The 14,404-nt window shown below is 65.2% G+C and carries 17 protein-coding genes and 1 pseudogene; 13 read left to right on the top strand and 5 right to left on the bottom strand.

The features are described from left to right. Positions 1–159: 159 nt before the first annotated feature. Positions 160–1,365 carry an LLM class flavin-dependent oxidoreductase gene (locus ACM43_RS16375; protein WP_271541283.1) on the bottom strand — a complete coding sequence of 402 codons (1,206 nt, stop codon included), beginning with the start codon at positions 1,363–1,365 and terminating at the stop codon, positions 160–162. A 231-nt stretch (positions 1,366–1,596) separates the two neighbouring features. Here ACM43_RS16375 and napE point away from each other — a divergent pair, with 231 nt between their 5' ends. The 6 genes from napE (at position 1,597) to ACM43_RS16345 (ending at position 6,972) form a co-directional block, all read left to right on the top strand. Beyond that, positions 1,597–1,782, top strand: coding sequence for a periplasmic nitrate reductase, NapE protein (napE, locus tag ACM43_RS16370; protein ID WP_018318384.1), 186 nt, complete (start codon positions 1,597–1,599; stop codon positions 1,780–1,782). 26 nt (positions 1,783–1,808) lie between these two features. Beyond that, complete coding sequence (locus ACM43_RS16365; RefSeq protein ID WP_271541278.1) at positions 1,809–2,123, top strand: chaperone NapD; 315 nt, start codon at positions 1,809–1,811, stop codon at positions 2,121–2,123. 16 nt (positions 2,124–2,139) lie between these two features. Next, entirely contained in the window at positions 2,140–4,653 is a 2,514-nt protein-coding gene (gene napA / locus ACM43_RS16360) for a nitrate reductase catalytic subunit NapA (protein ID WP_271541276.1), read from the top strand. Then, positions 4,650–5,120 carry a nitrate reductase cytochrome c-type subunit gene (locus tag ACM43_RS16355; protein WP_036022095.1) on the top strand — a complete coding sequence of 157 codons (471 nt, stop codon included), beginning with the start codon at positions 4,650–4,652 and terminating at the stop codon, positions 5,118–5,120. Before napA ends, ACM43_RS16355 begins: the two co-directional genes overlap by 4 nt. Further along, positions 5,117–5,770 carry a NapC/NirT family cytochrome c gene (locus tag ACM43_RS16350; RefSeq protein ID WP_157287404.1) on the top strand — a complete coding sequence of 218 codons (654 nt, stop codon included), beginning with the start codon at positions 5,117–5,119 and terminating at the stop codon, positions 5,768–5,770. The genes ACM43_RS16355 and ACM43_RS16350 overlap by 4 nt, the downstream gene beginning before the upstream one ends. Positions 5,771–5,856: 86 nt before the next feature. Next, entirely contained in the window at positions 5,857–6,972 is a 1,116-nt protein-coding gene (locus ACM43_RS16345) for an ATP-dependent DNA helicase (protein ID WP_271541270.1), read from the top strand. A 208-nt stretch (positions 6,973–7,180) separates the two neighbouring features. On the opposite strand, the pseudogene ACM43_RS16340 reads toward ACM43_RS16345, so the two are convergent. Then, positions 7,181–8,619: pseudogene (locus ACM43_RS16340) on the bottom strand (caspase family protein); the annotation flags it as partial. Positions 8,620–8,797: 178 nt separating this feature from the next. Between ACM43_RS16340 and msrA the strand changes: the two are divergent. From msrA to ACM43_RS16320, 4 genes are all read left to right on the top strand, one after another. Beyond that, entirely contained in the window at positions 8,798–9,502 is a 705-nt protein-coding gene (gene msrA, locus ACM43_RS16335) for a peptide-methionine (S)-S-oxide reductase MsrA (protein WP_157287406.1), read from the top strand. Positions 9,503–9,532: 30 nt separating this feature from the next. Further along, positions 9,533–9,952, top strand: a complete 420-nt coding sequence (gene msrB, locus ACM43_RS16330) for a peptide-methionine (R)-S-oxide reductase MsrB (protein ID WP_271541266.1) — start codon at positions 9,533–9,535, stop codon at positions 9,950–9,952. Between the two features lie 108 nt (positions 9,953–10,060). Then, the gene (locus ACM43_RS16325; RefSeq protein WP_271541263.1) at positions 10,061–10,225 is read left to right on the top strand and encodes a DUF3309 family protein; all 165 of its coding nucleotides are present in this window, start codon (positions 10,061–10,063) and stop codon (positions 10,223–10,225) included. A gap of 210 nt (positions 10,226–10,435) precedes the next feature. Next, complete coding sequence (locus ACM43_RS16320; protein ID WP_024337713.1) at positions 10,436–10,729, top strand: hypothetical protein; 294 nt, start codon at positions 10,436–10,438, stop codon at positions 10,727–10,729. A 239-nt stretch (positions 10,730–10,968) separates the two neighbouring features. Here the strand turns inward: ACM43_RS16320 and ACM43_RS16315 are convergent, their stop codons facing one another. Together ACM43_RS16315 and ACM43_RS16310 are read right to left on the bottom strand one after the other, a co-directional pair. Next, positions 10,969–11,511 (bottom strand): DUF4112 domain-containing protein, encoded by a 543-nt coding sequence (locus ACM43_RS16315; protein ID WP_271541261.1) that lies wholly within the window; start codon positions 11,509–11,511, stop codon positions 10,969–10,971. 58 nt (positions 11,512–11,569) lie between these two features. Then, positions 11,570–11,995: a DUF5413 family protein gene (locus ACM43_RS16310; RefSeq protein ID WP_271541259.1), complete on the bottom strand. Its 426-nt coding sequence runs from the start codon at positions 11,993–11,995 to the stop codon at positions 11,570–11,572. Between the two features lie 156 nt (positions 11,996–12,151). On the opposite strand from ACM43_RS16310, the gene ACM43_RS16305 reads away from it, so the two are divergent. From ACM43_RS16305 to ACM43_RS16295, 3 genes are all read left to right on the top strand, one after another. Beyond that, positions 12,152–12,394, top strand: a complete 243-nt coding sequence (locus tag ACM43_RS16305; RefSeq protein WP_271541257.1) for a cysteine rich repeat-containing protein — start codon at positions 12,152–12,154, stop codon at positions 12,392–12,394. A 35-nt stretch (positions 12,395–12,429) separates the two neighbouring features. Continuing rightward, entirely contained in the window at positions 12,430–12,648 is a 219-nt protein-coding gene (locus ACM43_RS16300; protein ID WP_197963910.1) for a hypothetical protein, read from the top strand. A gap of 252 nt (positions 12,649–12,900) precedes the next feature. After that, the gene (locus ACM43_RS16295) at positions 12,901–13,173 is read left to right on the top strand and encodes a hypothetical protein (protein WP_035998968.1); all 273 of its coding nucleotides are present in this window, start codon (positions 12,901–12,903) and stop codon (positions 13,171–13,173) included. Positions 13,174–13,294: 121 nt separating this feature from the next. On the opposite strand, the gene ACM43_RS16290 is transcribed toward ACM43_RS16295, so the two are convergent. Then, positions 13,295–14,404: hypothetical protein (locus ACM43_RS16290; protein ID WP_271541249.1), on the bottom strand; the 1,110-nt coding region annotated here is incomplete at its 5' end.

Genomic DNA, 14,404 nt, shown 5'->3' with positions numbered 1-14,404 from the left:
ACGACGATATGCGTGAAGCAGCGCAAGGGAGAGCGACGTCGAGCGCCCAGCCATTGCTGGATGCAGAGAGTTCGAAAGGTCTGCTCCGGGTCAAAACGCCGCACTCCTGCGCGGCTCCCCGCACCGGCTTCAGCGCCAGGACCTGTCGTTGCTTACACGCTACCCCGCCGCCGCCTTCGCGGGGGCCACGTTGATCGCCAGCTTGCCGTAGCGATCGGTGAAGGCCTCGGTATCGATCTCTTCCAGCTCGATCTCGCCGCTCATCACGCCCTGCTTCCAGGCCGCCTGCGCCGGATCGTTCTGGAACTCCGGCATCACCTCGCGGCCGAACAGCTCCAGCGACTCGCAGATATGCTCGTGGCTGTTCTTGCCGGCCTGGTTGAGCAGGATGACCTGGTCGATGTGCGAGGACTGGAAGCGCTTCAGCTTCTTGCGGATCGTCTCGGGTGAGCCGATCAGGCCGCCACGCAGCGCCGCCTCCTGGGCTTGCGGATTGTCGCGCTTCCACTTGTTGTACTCGTCCCACATGTTGACGGTGTAGGGCGCGGGGCGCTGGCGGCTCTGCGAAGCGCCGTAGAAGCGCAGCGCGAACTGGAAGAAGGTGGCGCCGTCGGCGCGGGCACGCGCCTCCTCGTCCGTCTTGGCGCACATGAAGAACGAGACCAGCGCCATGTTCGGATTGATCTCGTAGTCGGCGAGCTTGTGCAGGCGCTTGGTGATGGCGTTGTAATAGGCGTGCACCCAGGCGTGCGCGGCGTCGGCGCTGACGAACTGGAAGCCGAGCGCGCCGAAGCCATGGCGGCCGGCGCGCTCGATGGTCGGCAGCTGCGAGCAGGCCATCCACAACGGCGGGTGCGGCTTCTGCACCGGCTTCGGCACGACATTGCGCAAGGGGATGTCGAAATACTTGCCGTGATGCTCTGAGCCGGCGTCCCGAAACATCGGGAAGATCGCCGCGACCGCCTCCTCGAACACCTCTTTCTTGGTCTCCATGTCGCGGCCAAACGGCTCCAGCTCGGTGATCGAGGCGCTCTCGCCCATGCCAAACTCGCAGCGGCCGTTCGAGAGCAGATCCAGCACCGCGACGCGCTCGGCGACGCGCGCCGGATGGTTGGTGGTGAGCTGGAGGATGCCGTGGCCGAGCCGGATGTTCTTGGTGCGCTGGCTTGCGGCAGCGAGGAACGATTCCGGCGAGGGCGAGTGCGAATATTCCTCGAGGAAGTGATGCTCGACCACCCAGGCATGGTCGTAACCGAGCCTGTCGGCGAGCTCCATCTGCGACAGCGCGTTCTGGTAGAGGGCGAGCTCGTCGCCGGCCACCCAGGGCCGCGGCAGCTGCAGCTCGTAGAAGATGCCGAACTTCATGGCGTCGCTCTCCCGCTTATTGTTGTTAACGGCATCTTAGTGCGCGAGGCGACGCTGTCTACGGATGCGCAATTCCGCCACGTGGGAGACGATCCATCCTCCGGCGCAGCGAGAAGCAGCCAACCGACATTGATCCAAATCAACGCGTTGTCGGGTGGAACGTATCTAAAGTGCAGCAAGGCGACGGCCCGGATGCCGTCACGATTCCCCACAGCATTCAAGAGACCGAATATGTCGGCCCCTGACGACACGACGTCGCGCGTGCGCCGTAAGCGCATGGAGATCTTCGCCTTCCTGTTCCTGACCGCGATCGTGATGCCCGTGCTCGCGGTCGGGACCGTCGGCAGTTACGGCCTCGGCGTCTGGATCTACCAGATGTTCGCCGGCCCTCCCGGCCCGCCGCCCTCCCCGCATTGATCGGCAACCAGCGAAAGACAGGCATCATGGCTCACGCCACACTCAACCGCCGCGCCCTCATCACCGGCCGGGCGCTCAGCGCCGACCGCGTCATCGCGCCGCCGGGCGCGGAGATCGCCAGCATCATCGTGCAGGCGCGGCCCGAGCGCTTGGCCGAGCTGGAAGCGGAGATCGCAGCGCTTTCCGGCTGCGAGATCCATGCCCGCGATCCGCGCGGAAAGCTCGTCGTCGTCGCCGAAGCGCCGGATGCCGCCAGCCTCGGCACCATGCTCAACACCATCCAGTCGCTGCAACACGTCTATTCCGCGGCGCTGGTGTTCCACGCCATCGAAACGACCTAAGGGCCGGAGAGCCATCATGACATCGCCGAAGCTCGACCGCCGCCAGATGCTCAAGCTCGAGGCTGCCGCGATCGCCGCGGCCGCCGCGGGCCTGCCGGCACCGGCGCTCGCCGCGAACCTCGCCGCCGAGCGGAAGGAGAGCGAACTGAAATGGGACAAGGCCGCCTGCCGCTTCTGCGGCACCGGCTGCTCGGTGATGGTCGCGACCAAGGACAACCGCGTCGTCGCTACCCACGGCGACATCAAGGCGGAGGTCAATCGCGGCCTCAACTGCGTCAAGGGCTACTTCCTCTCCAAGATCATGTACGGCCACGACCGCCTGACGCAGCCGATGCTGCGCAAGACGGGCGGCAAATACGACAAGAACGGCGAGTTCACGCCGGTGAGCTGGACCGAAGCCTTCGACATCATGGAGCTGAAGTGGAAGGAGGCGATCAAGAAGCGCGGGCCCAACGGCGTCGCCATGTTCGGCTCCGGCCAGTGGACGATCTGGGAAGGCTATGCGGCCTCAAAACTGTTCAAGGCCGGCTTCCGCACCAACAACATCGACCCCAATGCGCGGCACTGCATGGCCTCGGCGGTCGCCGGCATGATGCGCACCTTCGGCATCGACGAGCCGGCCGGCTGCTATGACGACATCGAGGCGACCGACGCCTTCGTGCTGTGGGGCTCCAACATGGCGGAGATGCATCCGATCCTGTGGACGCGCATCGCCGACCGCCGGCTGTCGGCACCGCATGTCCGCGTCGCCGTGCTCTCCACCTTCGAGCACCGCTCGTTCGACCTCGCCGATATCGGCATGGTGTTCAAGCCGCACACCGACCTGTACATCCTCAACGCCATTGCCAACCACATCATCAAGACCGGTCGCATCAACAAGGACTTCGTTGCCGCGCATACCGTGTTCAAGCGCGGCCAGACCGACATCGGCTACGGCCTGCGGCCCGAGCATCCGCTGCAGAAGCAGGCGACGGGCGCGGCGAAACCCAACGACGCCACCGACATGAGCTATGACGAATTCGCCAAGTTCGTGTCGGAGTACACGCTGGAGAAAGCCGCCCAAATGTCGGGCGTGCCGCTCAACCGTCTCGAGGCGCTCGCCGAGCTCTACGCCGACCCGAGGACGAAGGTGGTCTCGTTCTGGACCATGGGCTTCAACCAGCACACCCGCGGCGTCTGGTGCAACAACCTCGTCTACAACATCCACCTTTTGACCGGGAAGATCTCCGCGCCCGGCAACAGCCCGTTCTCGCTGACCGGCCAGCCTTCGGCCTGCGGCACCGCGCGCGAGGTCGGCACCTTCTCGCACCGCCTGCCCGCCGACATGGTGGTGACCAACAAGAAGCATCGCGACCACACCGAGCAGATCTGGCAGCTGCCCGAGGGCACCATTCCCGACAAGCCCGGCGCGCACGCCGTGCTGCAAAGCCGGATGCTGAAGGACGGACTGATCAACGCCTATTGGGTGCAGGTCAACAACAACCTCCAGGCCGGTCCCAACGTCAACGAGGAGACCTATCCCGGCTTCCGCAATCCCGACAATTTCATCGTGGTCTCGGATGCGTATCCAACCGTGACGGCGATTGCGGCCGATCTGATCCTGCCCACCGCGATGTGGGTGGAGAAGGAAGGCGCCTACGGCAATGCCGAGCGGCGCACCCAGTTCTGGCACCAGCTCGTCTCCGCGCCGGGCGAGTCGAAGTCGGATCTCTGGCAACTCATGGAGTTCTCCAAACGCTTTAGAATCGAGGAGGTCTGGCCCGCCGAGCTGATCGCCAAGAAGCCGGAATATCGCGGCAAGACCCTGTTCGACGTGCTCTACAAGAATGGCCAGGTCGACAAATTCCCGGTCACCGATATCGAGCCGGGCTATGCCAACGACGAATCCAAGGCGTTCGGCTTCTACGTCCACAAGGGCCTGTTCGAGGAGTACGCCCAATTCGGCCGCGGCCATGGCCACGACCTCGCGCCGTTCGACACCTATCACCGGGAGCGCGGCCTGCGCTGGCCCGTCGTCAACGGCCAGGAGACCAAGTGGCGCTTCCGCGAAGGCAGCGATCCCTACGTCAAGCAGGGCACCAACGTGCAGTTCTACGGCCATGCCGACGGCAAGGCCCGCATCTTCGCGCTGCCCTACGAGCCGCCGGCGGAATCGCCCGACAACGAATATCCCTACTGGCTCTCGACCGGCCGCGTGCTGGAGCACTGGCATTCCGGCACCATGACGCGCCGCGTGCCCGAGCTGTTCAAGGCCTTTCCCGAAGCGGTCTGCTTCATGCACCCGGACGATGCGCAGGAGGCGAAGCTCCGGCGCGGCGACGAGGTGAAGGTGGTCTCTCGCCGCGGCTTCATCCGCGCCCGCGTCGAGACGCGCGGCCGCGACCGGCCGCCGCGCGGCCTCGTCTTCGTGCCGTGGTTCGACGAATCCAAGCTGATCAACAAGGTGACGCTCGACGCCACCGATCCGATCTCGCTGCAGACCGACTTCAAGAAATGCGCCGTGCGCATCGAGCGAGTGAACATGTCATGATGAAACGATCCGCAATCATCCTGCTCGCTTTCGCGATCGCAGCGGGCACGAGTTCGCTGACGGCGCAGACCGTGAGCTCCGGCCTGCGCGGCCCGACCCCGCTCAACGACGAGGGCCCGGCGCCGCCGATGCTGCCGAACCGCAACACCTCCGAGAAGGAGGTGCGCAACTATCCGGAGCAGCCGCCCGTCATCCCGCACAATATCGACGGCTACCAGGTCGACCTCAACGGCAACAAGTGCCTGTCCTGCCATGCGCGGGCGCGCACCGCCGAGTCGCAGGCGCCGATGGTCTCGATCACGCATTTCATGGATCGCGACGGCCAGTTCCTGGCCTCGGTCTCGCCGCGCCGCTTCTTCTGCACCGAATGCCACGTGCCGCAGAACACCGCCAATCCGCCGGTCAGCAACGATTTCACCGACATCGACACGCTGCTGTCACGCGCAAGCCCGGGTGGCCGCAGATGACGACGACTGCCGACGATCCCAACGCCGAGCTGAATGCCAAGCGCGGCGTCATCGCGCGGAGCTGGGCTTTCGTGCTTGAGCTGTGGCAGGTGCTGACCCGGCCGAGCTCGGTGTTCGCGCTCGGCACCCTCGTGCTGGCCGGCTTCGTCGCCGGCGTGATCTTCTGGGGCGGTTTCAACACCGCGCTGGAGATCACCAACACCGAGAAGTTCTGCATCGGCTGTCACGAGATGAAGGACAATGTCTACGCCGAGCTGAAGTCGACCGTCCACTTCACCAACCGCTCCGGCGTGCGCGCAACCTGCCCGGACTGCCACGTGCCGCACAACTGGACCGACAAGATCGCGCGCAAGATGCAGGCCTCCAAGGAGGTCTGGGGCAAGATCTTCGGCACGATCGACACTCGCGAGAAATTCCAGGATCACCGGCTCGAGCTCGCCGCGCACGAATGGGCGCGCTTCAAGGCCAATGATTCCCTGGAATGCCGCAACTGCCACAGCGCCGATTCCATGGACATCACCAAGCAGTCGCCGCGGGCCTCGGTGGCGCACCAGCGCTTCCTCTTCACCAAGGAAAAGACCTGCATCGACTGCCACAAGGGCATCGCTCACCAGCTGCCCGACATGCGCGGCGTTCCCGGCTGGCAGTAGGGGGCCCTGCCCGCTTGAATGGGCGGGACGAATGGTTAGTTTGGGGGAAGGCGAATCGCCTCATTCGCCGCTCCCTCAAGACAGACATGGCCACATTCACCCCGCATCAGGATGCTGCGCTCAAGGCCGTCGGCGACTGGCTCAAGGCCAAGCCGGGACGGGGCGGCACGCCGCCGGTGTTCCGCCTGTTCGGCTTTGCCGGCACCGGCAAAACCACGTTGGCGCGGCACATCGCCGAGGGCGTCGACGGCGAGGTGAAGTTCGCCGCCTTCACCGGCAAGGCGGCCCTCGTCATGCGCAACAAGGGCTGCGACGGCGCCTCCACCATCCATTCGCTGATCTACCGCGCCCGCGAATCCGGCGAGGAGCAGCCGAGCTTCGAACTGTGGGATGATGCGCCGGCCTCGAAGGCGAAGCTGATCGTGATCGACGAATGCTCGATGGTCGATGCCGAATTGGGGCGCGACCTGATGTCGTTCGACTGTCCGCTGCTGGTGCTCGGCGATCCCGCGCAGTTGCCGCCGATCCAGGGCGGCGGCTTCTTCACCAATTCCGAGCCGGACGCGATGCTCACCGAGGTGCATCGCCAGGCCCAGGACGATCCGATCGTGCGGATGTCGATGGACGTGCGCGAAGGACGCGAGCTCGACATCGGCCGCTATGGCGAGAGCGAGGTGGTCTCGCGCAAGGAGCTCGACCCCGATCGCGTCATGGGCGCCGACCAGATCCTGGTCGGCCGCAACAACACCCGCCGCGCCTACAACATGCGGGTACGCCAGCGCCAGAATATCGAGGATCAGTTTCCCGTCGCCGGCGACAAGCTGGTGTGCCTGCGCAACAACCGCAAGAAGGGCCTGTTCAATGGCGGCCTGTGGCGCGTCAAGTCGCGCAACACCTCGCGATCGAAATCGCGCATCCTCTCGATGCGGCTGTCGCCGGACGAGGATTTCGGCCACAAGGTGACCAAGGTCTCAGTGCGCGCCGATTGCTTCGAGGGCGGCGTCGAGCAGATCGCCTGGGAGCAGCGCAAACCTTATGACGAGTTCGACTACGGCTATGTCCTGACCGTGCACAAATCGCAGGGCTCGCAATGGGACGACGTCGTGCTGTTCGACGAGAGCTTTGCGTTTCAGGATTCGCGAGCACGGTGGCTCTATACCGGCATCACGCGGGCGGCTAGACGGCTGAGTATCGTCGTCTAGAGCGCCGCTGCCGTAGGGTGGGCAAAGGCGCAAAGCGCCGTGCCCACGATCTTTCTCCATAAGCGAATAAACGCGTGGGCACGCTTCGCTTTGCCCACCTACGGCACTTGTAGCCCGGATGGAGCGTAGCGTAATCCGGGGTTGGATCCGCGATCGCGATTCCCGGATTACGCTGCGCTCCATCCGGGCTACGGCCTCTCTCCAAAGCTCACCTCCCCGCAACGAAGTAAAAATCTTCCCGCCCCGGCGGCGACCCATACGTGAACGGCTGCTGCTCGTGCCTGGTCGCGGCCCAGACGTCGTCGCGGACGATGTCGAACAATTTCCGGATCTCGACGCGCGGCTGCTTGATCTCGCGCGCGAGCGCGGTGGCGAACGGGCTGTTGGGGCTACCATCGCCATCCATCGCGGTCTGGCCGTGCTTGGCGGCGTAGACGACCATGAAGCCGGCACCGGGCTCGATGTTGGAAAAGCCCTTCTCGACCAGCTTCAGCGACAGCGTGCGCTGCATGGCCGGCGCGAACGGATTGTCGCGGCAGGCATCGAGGACGACGAGACGCACTTTTCGCGCCGCGCCGACCGCGGCGATCACCTGCTCGAGCGCGACGGCCTCGGTCTCGGCGTCCTTGTCGGCGGTGAGCTTGGCGTCGACCGGAACGAGATAGTTCACCCCGCCGATCTCGAAACCATGGCCGGCATAATAGACCATGGCCCAATCGGCCTTTTCCGCTTCCTCGGCGAAGGCCTTCAGCGTCTGGAAGAACGCATCGCGGGTGAGGTCCCTGGTGTCCATCACGGTCTGGAAGCCGAGGTCGCGCAGCACGCCCGCGATCAGCTGCGAGTCGCGCGGCGGATTGGGCAACGCATGGACGTTCTTGTAGGCGCCGTTGCCGACCGCCAGCGCGACGCGACGGCCGGTCGCCGCCTCCTTCGGCGTCAGGGCGGCGAGCCGCTCCTGCGCGATGGCGCGGGCGCGCGCAACCTCGGTCTCGTCGAACCTGGTCAGCGAATAGGCGGCGGCGCGATAATCGGCGCGGGCCTGCGCGAGATCCTTCCTGCGCTCGTAGATCTGACCGCGGCCGGAATGGGCGCGGACATTGTTCGGGTTGATCTGGATGACCGTGTTGTAATCCTTCAGCGCCGCGTCGAGATCGCCCTTCATCATGTTGACGTCGGCGCGGTTGTTGATCACGAACGCGCGTTCCTGGGCTGCTTCTCGATCAGGCCATTGCAATCGGCCAGGGCGCGGTCGAACTTGCCCGTCATGCCGTAGGTGATGCAGCGGTTGCCGGCGATCTGCGGCGCAGCCGCATCAATCTTCTCGGCCTCGGCGAAATCGGCGATGGCGCCGTCGAAATCCTTCATCAGCGTGCGCGCGCGGGCGCGATTGGTCCAGGCGAGCAGGAATTTCGGCGTGTACTTGATCGACAGGCTGAAATCGTCGATCGCGCTCTGCAGCGCGCCGCGGCGCGCGTGGATGACGCCGCGGTTGTTGTAGGGAACGCCATAGGCCGGGCGTTTCCGGAGCGCGAGGTTGTAGTCGGCCATCGCGAGATCCTCCTGCCCGCTCCGCTCATAGGCGAGGCCGCGCAGGTTGAGCGCGACGACGTTGCCGGGATCGAGGTCGATGGCCATGGACAGCGTCTCCGCATCCCGCCAAGCCGGCCCGTCGCCGTGTCAGCCGCGTCCTCACGGTCTCGTGTCCGCCCCGGCGTAACAATCTGCGGTACGGCCCGTATCTCGGATGATGCGAAAACGCGGCCGGGCAGGCTGTTCGCCCGGTCCCGAACGCCCTAGACTGTCAGCCCTTCCGAAAGAGGATGCCATGCGCCGAACCGCCCTCGCCACCCTGCTCGCCGCAACCACCGCCCTGACGCTGGCTTTCGTGATGCCGTCGCGGGCCGCGGAGGAGGCGGTCGTGATCCCAGCCCCTACATTGGACGCGGCACCCGCGAGCGGCGTCCAGACCGCCGTGCTCGCCGGCGGCTGCTTCTGGGGCGTGCAAGGCGTCTTCCAGCACACCGCAGGCGTGGTCAACGCGGTCTCCGGCTATGCCGGCGGCACCAAGGCGACCGCCGACTACAAGACCGTGTCGAGCGGCCGCTCCGGCCATGCCGAGGTGGTCGAGATCAAGTACGACCCGAAGAAGATCTCCTACGGCAAGATCCTCCAGATCTACTTCTCGGTAGTGCACGACCCGACCCAGCTCAACCGCCAGGGTCCCGACGTCGGCCCGCAATATCGCTCGGCCATCTTCACCACGTCGGATGAGCAGAAGAAGGTCGCGGAGGCCTATATCGCCCAGCTCAACGGCGCCAAGGTGTTCAACAAGCCGATCGTGACCAAGATCGGCGCGCTGGAGGCGTTCTATCCGGCGGAGGCCTATCACCAGGACTATATGACGTTGCACCCGAACCAGCCCTACATCGCCTTCAACGACATTCCGAAGGTCGAGAACCTGAAAAAGCTGTTCGCGGATAATTACATCGAGAAGCCGACGCTGGTTAATGCCGGCAAGGCGACCAACTGATCGCGAGATCACCAAAGCAACGGGAGACCCATGCCCGACACCAAGACGAAAACGACCGACGACAAGGTCATCAAGAGTGAAGAGCAGTGGCGGCGCGAGCTGACGCCAATGCAATACGCCGTGCTGCGCGAGAAGGCGACCGAGCGTCCCTTCTCGGGCGAATATGAGCACGACCACCGTGCCGGCACCTACGTCTGCGCCGGCTGCGGCAATGTGCTGTTCGAGTCGGATGCCAAGTTCGATTCCGGCTGCGGCTGGCCGAGCTTCACCCAACCCGCAGTCGAGAGCCACATCGACGAGGAGCGGGACACCAGCCACGGCATGATCCGCACCGAGGTGCTCTGCTCCAAATGCAGCGGCCATCTCGGCCACGTCTTCCCCGACGGCCCCGGGCCGACCGGCCTGCGCTACTGCATCAATTCCGCGGCGCTGAAGCTCGAGCCCAAATAACCCAAGCCCGCCGCCGGGTTCCCCCGTGGAACCCGGCGGCGTGATGTGCTTTTCTGCTCTGGCGGTGCGGCCGATCATCGCATTTCGGTGGCCGCCAGGGAGGATGCCATGGCGCTTGGGACCATCCTGATCATCCTGGTGATCATCTATCTCGTCGGCGGCCTGTCGGGCCGGTTCGGCGGCTACGGCTATGGCCTTGGCCATTCCGGTATCGGGATCGGCGGGGTCGTGCTGGTGATCCTGGTCGTGCTGCTGCTTCTTGACAAAGTTTAAGTGATAAGCCTTTGAAATATCGATAAGTTTCGTCTCCGCGGGGCTGCCATGCGCTGATTCATCATCTCGCATCGCGGGGGTCGCATTTTTGTCAAATCGGCCTATATTAGAGGGCGACAATGACATGCGGCGGGCCCGCTCGATTGCGGCCCCTGCCCTCCCCAACCCCACGCGCTTAAAGCCCCAGAGAAGATCACGAGGTCTTTGACCATGCGTCCACTGCGTCCGTTCAACTTCAACACCTCCGCCGAGCTCTTCCCCGCCGCCATCCGCAAGAAGAAGCGCGCGGGCTTCACCTATCGGCGGTTCGGTACTGCGGCCGAGGCCGTGCAGTTCGCGATGGAGCAGTTGCCGACGGACTCGCTGAACGGCGCCTATCTCCAGGTCGAGGAAGCGCGCTTCGACCAGAACGGCATCCGCTCGCTGTACGAGAGCGATGCCTTCCCGCTGCCCCGCCGGCCCAAGCCGGCCCCGGCCGCGGAGACCGACGCCGACGCGGCGTAAGCTTTCGCAACAAGTTCGATGTGCGCAGAAGGCGCGATGGCCGAAAGGTCGTCGCGCCTTTTGTGTTTTGGGGGCTTTCTCACCCGCTATCTCTCATCCGTCATTGCGAGCGCAGCGAAGCAATCCAGCGTCCCTCCGCGGCAAGATTCTGGATTGCTTCGCTGCGCTCGCAATGACGACTCTGGGAGATGGAGCGCATTGTCGACCAGTCGGACTCGCGGCGAGCGCTCTCAGCCAGGCTACATCCGCGGCTGCTTTTCCAGCCAGCGCTGGAGCAGGCGGACGTTGCGCGTGTTGGCGCGGAACATGACGTCGAAGGCGTCGCCCGCGAACGGGACCAGGCCAACCACGCCGTCGACCGCGACATTGCCGAGCATGCGCGCCGTGATGTGCCAGGGCGCGCCCAGCGCGCGGGCTTCGCGCACCAGCCACAGCGAGATCGCGGTGGTGATGATGTCGCCGACGACGGGAATCAATCCGATCAGCCCGTCGATGCCGTAGCGGATGTTGGTGCCGGGCAGGATGAAGGCGACGTCGAGCAGCTTGGCGATCGCCTCGAGCCGCGCGATCCGCTGCTCGCGCGTCAGATTGCCGAACGGGCTGCCTTGACCGAACTCGAAACGAAACTCGCGAAATCCGTGCTCCAGGCTTTCCGGCCTGATCTCGTGGCCGTCCTGGTCGATGATCGGGCCGCGCGCCTCGTCGCGCGAGAAGCGCGCATGCGAGCCGCTCCCGGAACGGGATTTGCGCGGAGCGAGGATGTCGTCGTCTTGCATGGCCATGGCCTTCAGTGAACGCGCCAGCGCGGCGGAGGTTGCGGCCGCGCCCGAACGCCGCGCGTCAGGTCGGCACCGGCACGGCTTGCGGCTCCTCGACGTAGCGATGCACCAGCCAGGATGAAATCACCGCCGGCACGAAACCGACGAGCCCGTACAGGATGATCTGCACCGCGCCCGAATCCGGCCCGCGCGAGCTGTGAGTGAGCGAGGCCAGAGCGAAGGCGAACAGGCCGACCAGGAGCATCCGCAAGACCGGCCCGATCCGGCGGATGTGGATCAGGATGTCATCGACTGCGCCGATCATCAGCGCAGGCAAGAACCCGAACAGGTAGCTGTATTGGAGCGTCTTGAAGAACACCGCGAACAGCTTGCCGACCTCGCCGAGGTTGGTCTGGGCCCAATAGCCGGACTGGTAGGTCGTCGTCAGCAGCAGCAGGAACCCGCCGATGAATGGGACGACCAGCGCAAATACCAGATAGCGTTTCATCAAGCACCTCACACTCTGCAGGCGTTATAGCAGCGCAGCGGGAACCTTGAACAGCGGGTGCCGGGCTCCTCAAGGGGAACAAGTGGCAAGGCGATGAGTTCATGCTGGACTGAATTCAACCCTGGCAGTTCAACCCCTGGCAGACTGGAGCCGCCGATGGCCCGCAAATTCTTTCTGGCGACGATCGCGCTGACGGCCCTGAGCAGCCTGCCGACGGCACCCGCGCTGGCCCAAGGTCATATGGGCACGCCGCAGGAGCGGCAGGCCTGCACGCGCGATGCGCAGCGCTTCTGCCGCAAGGACCTCGGCAATGATGGGGCAGTGCAGAGCTGCTTGCAAGCCAACCGGGGCAAGCTGTCGAAGTCCTGCAGCAAGGTGTTTCAGAGCCACGGCATGTGAGGACGAACCCATACCCGCGAACGGAGAGTGACGCCATGTTGCACGACGAAGAACTCTCGATCCTGCGGGACATCAGCCAGTCCGTTGCCTTTGCCGACGACCGGCAGGGCAAGATGGGGCAATTGATCGCCGACGGCTACGTGATGAAGGACGGCGATCTGTTCGAGCTGACGCCCAAGGGCGTGACTGCTGTCGAGGAGCACGCCGCCGCTCTCGGCGCGAGCGACGCGGAACAAGCGTCTCCGATCGGCTGATCTGATCGCGCGACGTGACTGGCGTGCAACAATTGCGAATTCCTTTGTGCCGGCCATTGCGGGCGCGTGACAATGGCGCATACTTCGCTCGGGCGGCGCAGCACTTTCGATTCGAGCATCAAGAAGTCGAGCGACCACACGCGGGATCGAAGCTCCCGACGTGAAGGCTGCGACATGCGGCAGATCAAGCCGCGTGCGGCGCCCCAAAACCAAGCGGCTCAAGCCTTACGGGAACTCGGGGATCCATTCCACATGACACGCCTTCAGACCATCGCTTCGCTCTTCGCAGTCGCCACCACCTTCGCTCTCCAGACCTCACCCAGTCTCGCCTTCACGCAAGAAGCCCAGCAGATGTGCTCGGGTGACGCCATGCGGCTGTGCTCCAGCGAAATTCCCGACATCCCGCGGATCACCGCCTGCATGGTGCGGAACAAGGCGCAGGTCAGCCCCGGCTGCCGCGCCGTGATGGACCGCCAGCACGCCGCCGCCGCGGCATCGCGCAAGCGGGAAGCCGCGGCGCAGTAGTCCTCTCGGACGTCATTCCGGGGCGTGCGAAGCACGAGCCCGGAATCCATCGGGCGGCATGTGACGCGTTGAAATGGATTCCGGGTTCGCGCTACGCGCCCCCCGGAATGACAGAAGAACCTCAGTCGCCCCACTGCGCGAAGGCGTCGTTGAAGGCGCGCTCGCCGGGGGCGCCCTTCTCGATGGCGATGATGGCGCGGCGCTGGTTGGCGTAGACCAGCGGCACGTCGAACCAGGAGCGCTCCTTCAGGAGCTGGACGTTGCGGGCGCGGTCGGCGTCGACATTGGAGAGGCCGACCAGGAAGAACCCGTCGGTGACCTTGACCGCGAGGCCGGCGAGCGGCGTGCCGCGGGCCTGCTCGTTCGACTTCATCAAGATGCCCGGCACGTTGGAGACGCTGCCGCCGGGGAAATCCTGCGGCAGGATGAAGGTCAGTTCCGCCGTGTGGCTCGCCGGCAACGAGGAATCGGTGTTGCGGCGGAACGACATCGTCATCTTGAACTTGCGGTCGGGAATCTCGATGTCGGCGCGCACGGCGACGTCGGCCTTCTGGTTGCCCGAGGCCTTGATCGGCTCGAGCCGCCACACCACCGAGCCGACATATTGCTTGCCCTTCGGATCGGACGGATCCTCGTCGTAGAGCACGACCTTCTGCGCCACCGGCGCGACCGGCTGGTCCGCCGAGGGCTGACCGACGCGATCGGGAATCTTGGGCTTGCTCTGCGGCTGCGCTGGGGTCGTCGGCGTGTCAGCAACTTGCGTCGCGGACGGCTTGAGAAAGCCGTTGACGATCTGCACCAGCTGCTTGCCCCAGAGGATGCCGGCGCCGACCAGGATGAGCACGATGCCGACGGCAATCGCGCTCTTGAACGGAAAGGCGGAGCCGGTGCGGGCGCGCTTCTTGACGTCGCGATCGGGGGCGATGCGCGGACGCGGCGACGGCGGCTGCGGCGTGTAGCGCTCGGCCTCCTCGATCGACTCGTCATAGGAATAGGGCGCTTCGGTCTCACCGGCGCGGTTTTCCAGGCTCGGCTCCAGCCGGTCGAATTCCGGCGAGGGCGAGGGCACGTTGGCGTAGGTGCGGCGCGCGGCGCGGCTGGCCTGCGCGGCGGCACCGCCGAGATCGTTGGCGTCGGCCGTGATGTCGCGGAAGCCGCGCACGCCGGGTGAGGACGGCAGCGGCGGCGGGGGGCCGACCTCGGGCGGACGCCGCCCACCCTGGCGATCGCG

Origin of the sequence: Bradyrhizobium sp. CCBAU 45321 (assembly GCF_028128975.1) — a bacterium.
Taxonomy (GTDB): domain Bacteria; phylum Pseudomonadota; class Alphaproteobacteria; order Rhizobiales; family Xanthobacteraceae; genus Bradyrhizobium; species Bradyrhizobium yuanmingense.
This window is presented reverse-complemented; position numbering and strand designations above follow the sequence as displayed.

What these genes read in the sequence shown, in the direction of transcription:
- ACM43_RS16375 (WP_271541283.1), bottom strand. Translation starts at nt 1,365, where the DNA reads ATGAAGTTCGGCATCTTCTACGAGCTGCAGCTGCCGCGGCCCTGGGTG.
- napE (WP_018318384.1), top strand. Translation starts at nt 1,597, where the DNA reads ATGTCGGCCCCTGACGACACGACGTCGCGCGTGCGCCGTAAGCGCATG.
- ACM43_RS16365 (WP_271541278.1), top strand. Translation starts at nt 1,809, where the DNA reads ATGGCTCACGCCACACTCAACCGCCGCGCCCTCATCACCGGCCGGGCG.
- napA (WP_271541276.1), top strand. Translation starts at nt 2,140, where the DNA reads ATGACATCGCCGAAGCTCGACCGCCGCCAGATGCTCAAGCTCGAGGCT.
- ACM43_RS16355 (WP_036022095.1), top strand. Translation starts at nt 4,650, where the DNA reads ATGATGAAACGATCCGCAATCATCCTGCTCGCTTTCGCGATCGCAGCG.
- ACM43_RS16350 (WP_157287404.1), top strand. Translation starts at nt 5,117, where the DNA reads ATGACGACGACTGCCGACGATCCCAACGCCGAGCTGAATGCCAAGCGC.
- ACM43_RS16345 (WP_271541270.1), top strand. Translation starts at nt 5,857, where the DNA reads ATGGCCACATTCACCCCGCATCAGGATGCTGCGCTCAAGGCCGTCGGC.
- msrA (WP_157287406.1), top strand. Translation starts at nt 8,798, where the DNA reads ATGCGCCGAACCGCCCTCGCCACCCTGCTCGCCGCAACCACCGCCCTG.
- msrB (WP_271541266.1), top strand. Translation starts at nt 9,533, where the DNA reads ATGCCCGACACCAAGACGAAAACGACCGACGACAAGGTCATCAAGAGT.
- ACM43_RS16325 (WP_271541263.1), top strand. Translation starts at nt 10,061, where the DNA reads ATGGCGCTTGGGACCATCCTGATCATCCTGGTGATCATCTATCTCGTC.
- ACM43_RS16320 (WP_024337713.1), top strand. Translation starts at nt 10,436, where the DNA reads ATGCGTCCACTGCGTCCGTTCAACTTCAACACCTCCGCCGAGCTCTTC.
- ACM43_RS16315 (WP_271541261.1), bottom strand. Translation starts at nt 11,511, where the DNA reads ATGGCCATGCAAGACGACGACATCCTCGCTCCGCGCAAATCCCGTTCC.
- ACM43_RS16310 (WP_271541259.1), bottom strand. Translation starts at nt 11,995, where the DNA reads ATGAAACGCTATCTGGTATTTGCGCTGGTCGTCCCATTCATCGGCGGG.
- ACM43_RS16305 (WP_271541257.1), top strand. Translation starts at nt 12,152, where the DNA reads ATGGCCCGCAAATTCTTTCTGGCGACGATCGCGCTGACGGCCCTGAGC.
- ACM43_RS16300 (WP_197963910.1), top strand. Translation starts at nt 12,430, where the DNA reads ATGTTGCACGACGAAGAACTCTCGATCCTGCGGGACATCAGCCAGTCC.
- ACM43_RS16295 (WP_035998968.1), top strand. Translation starts at nt 12,901, where the DNA reads ATGACACGCCTTCAGACCATCGCTTCGCTCTTCGCAGTCGCCACCACC.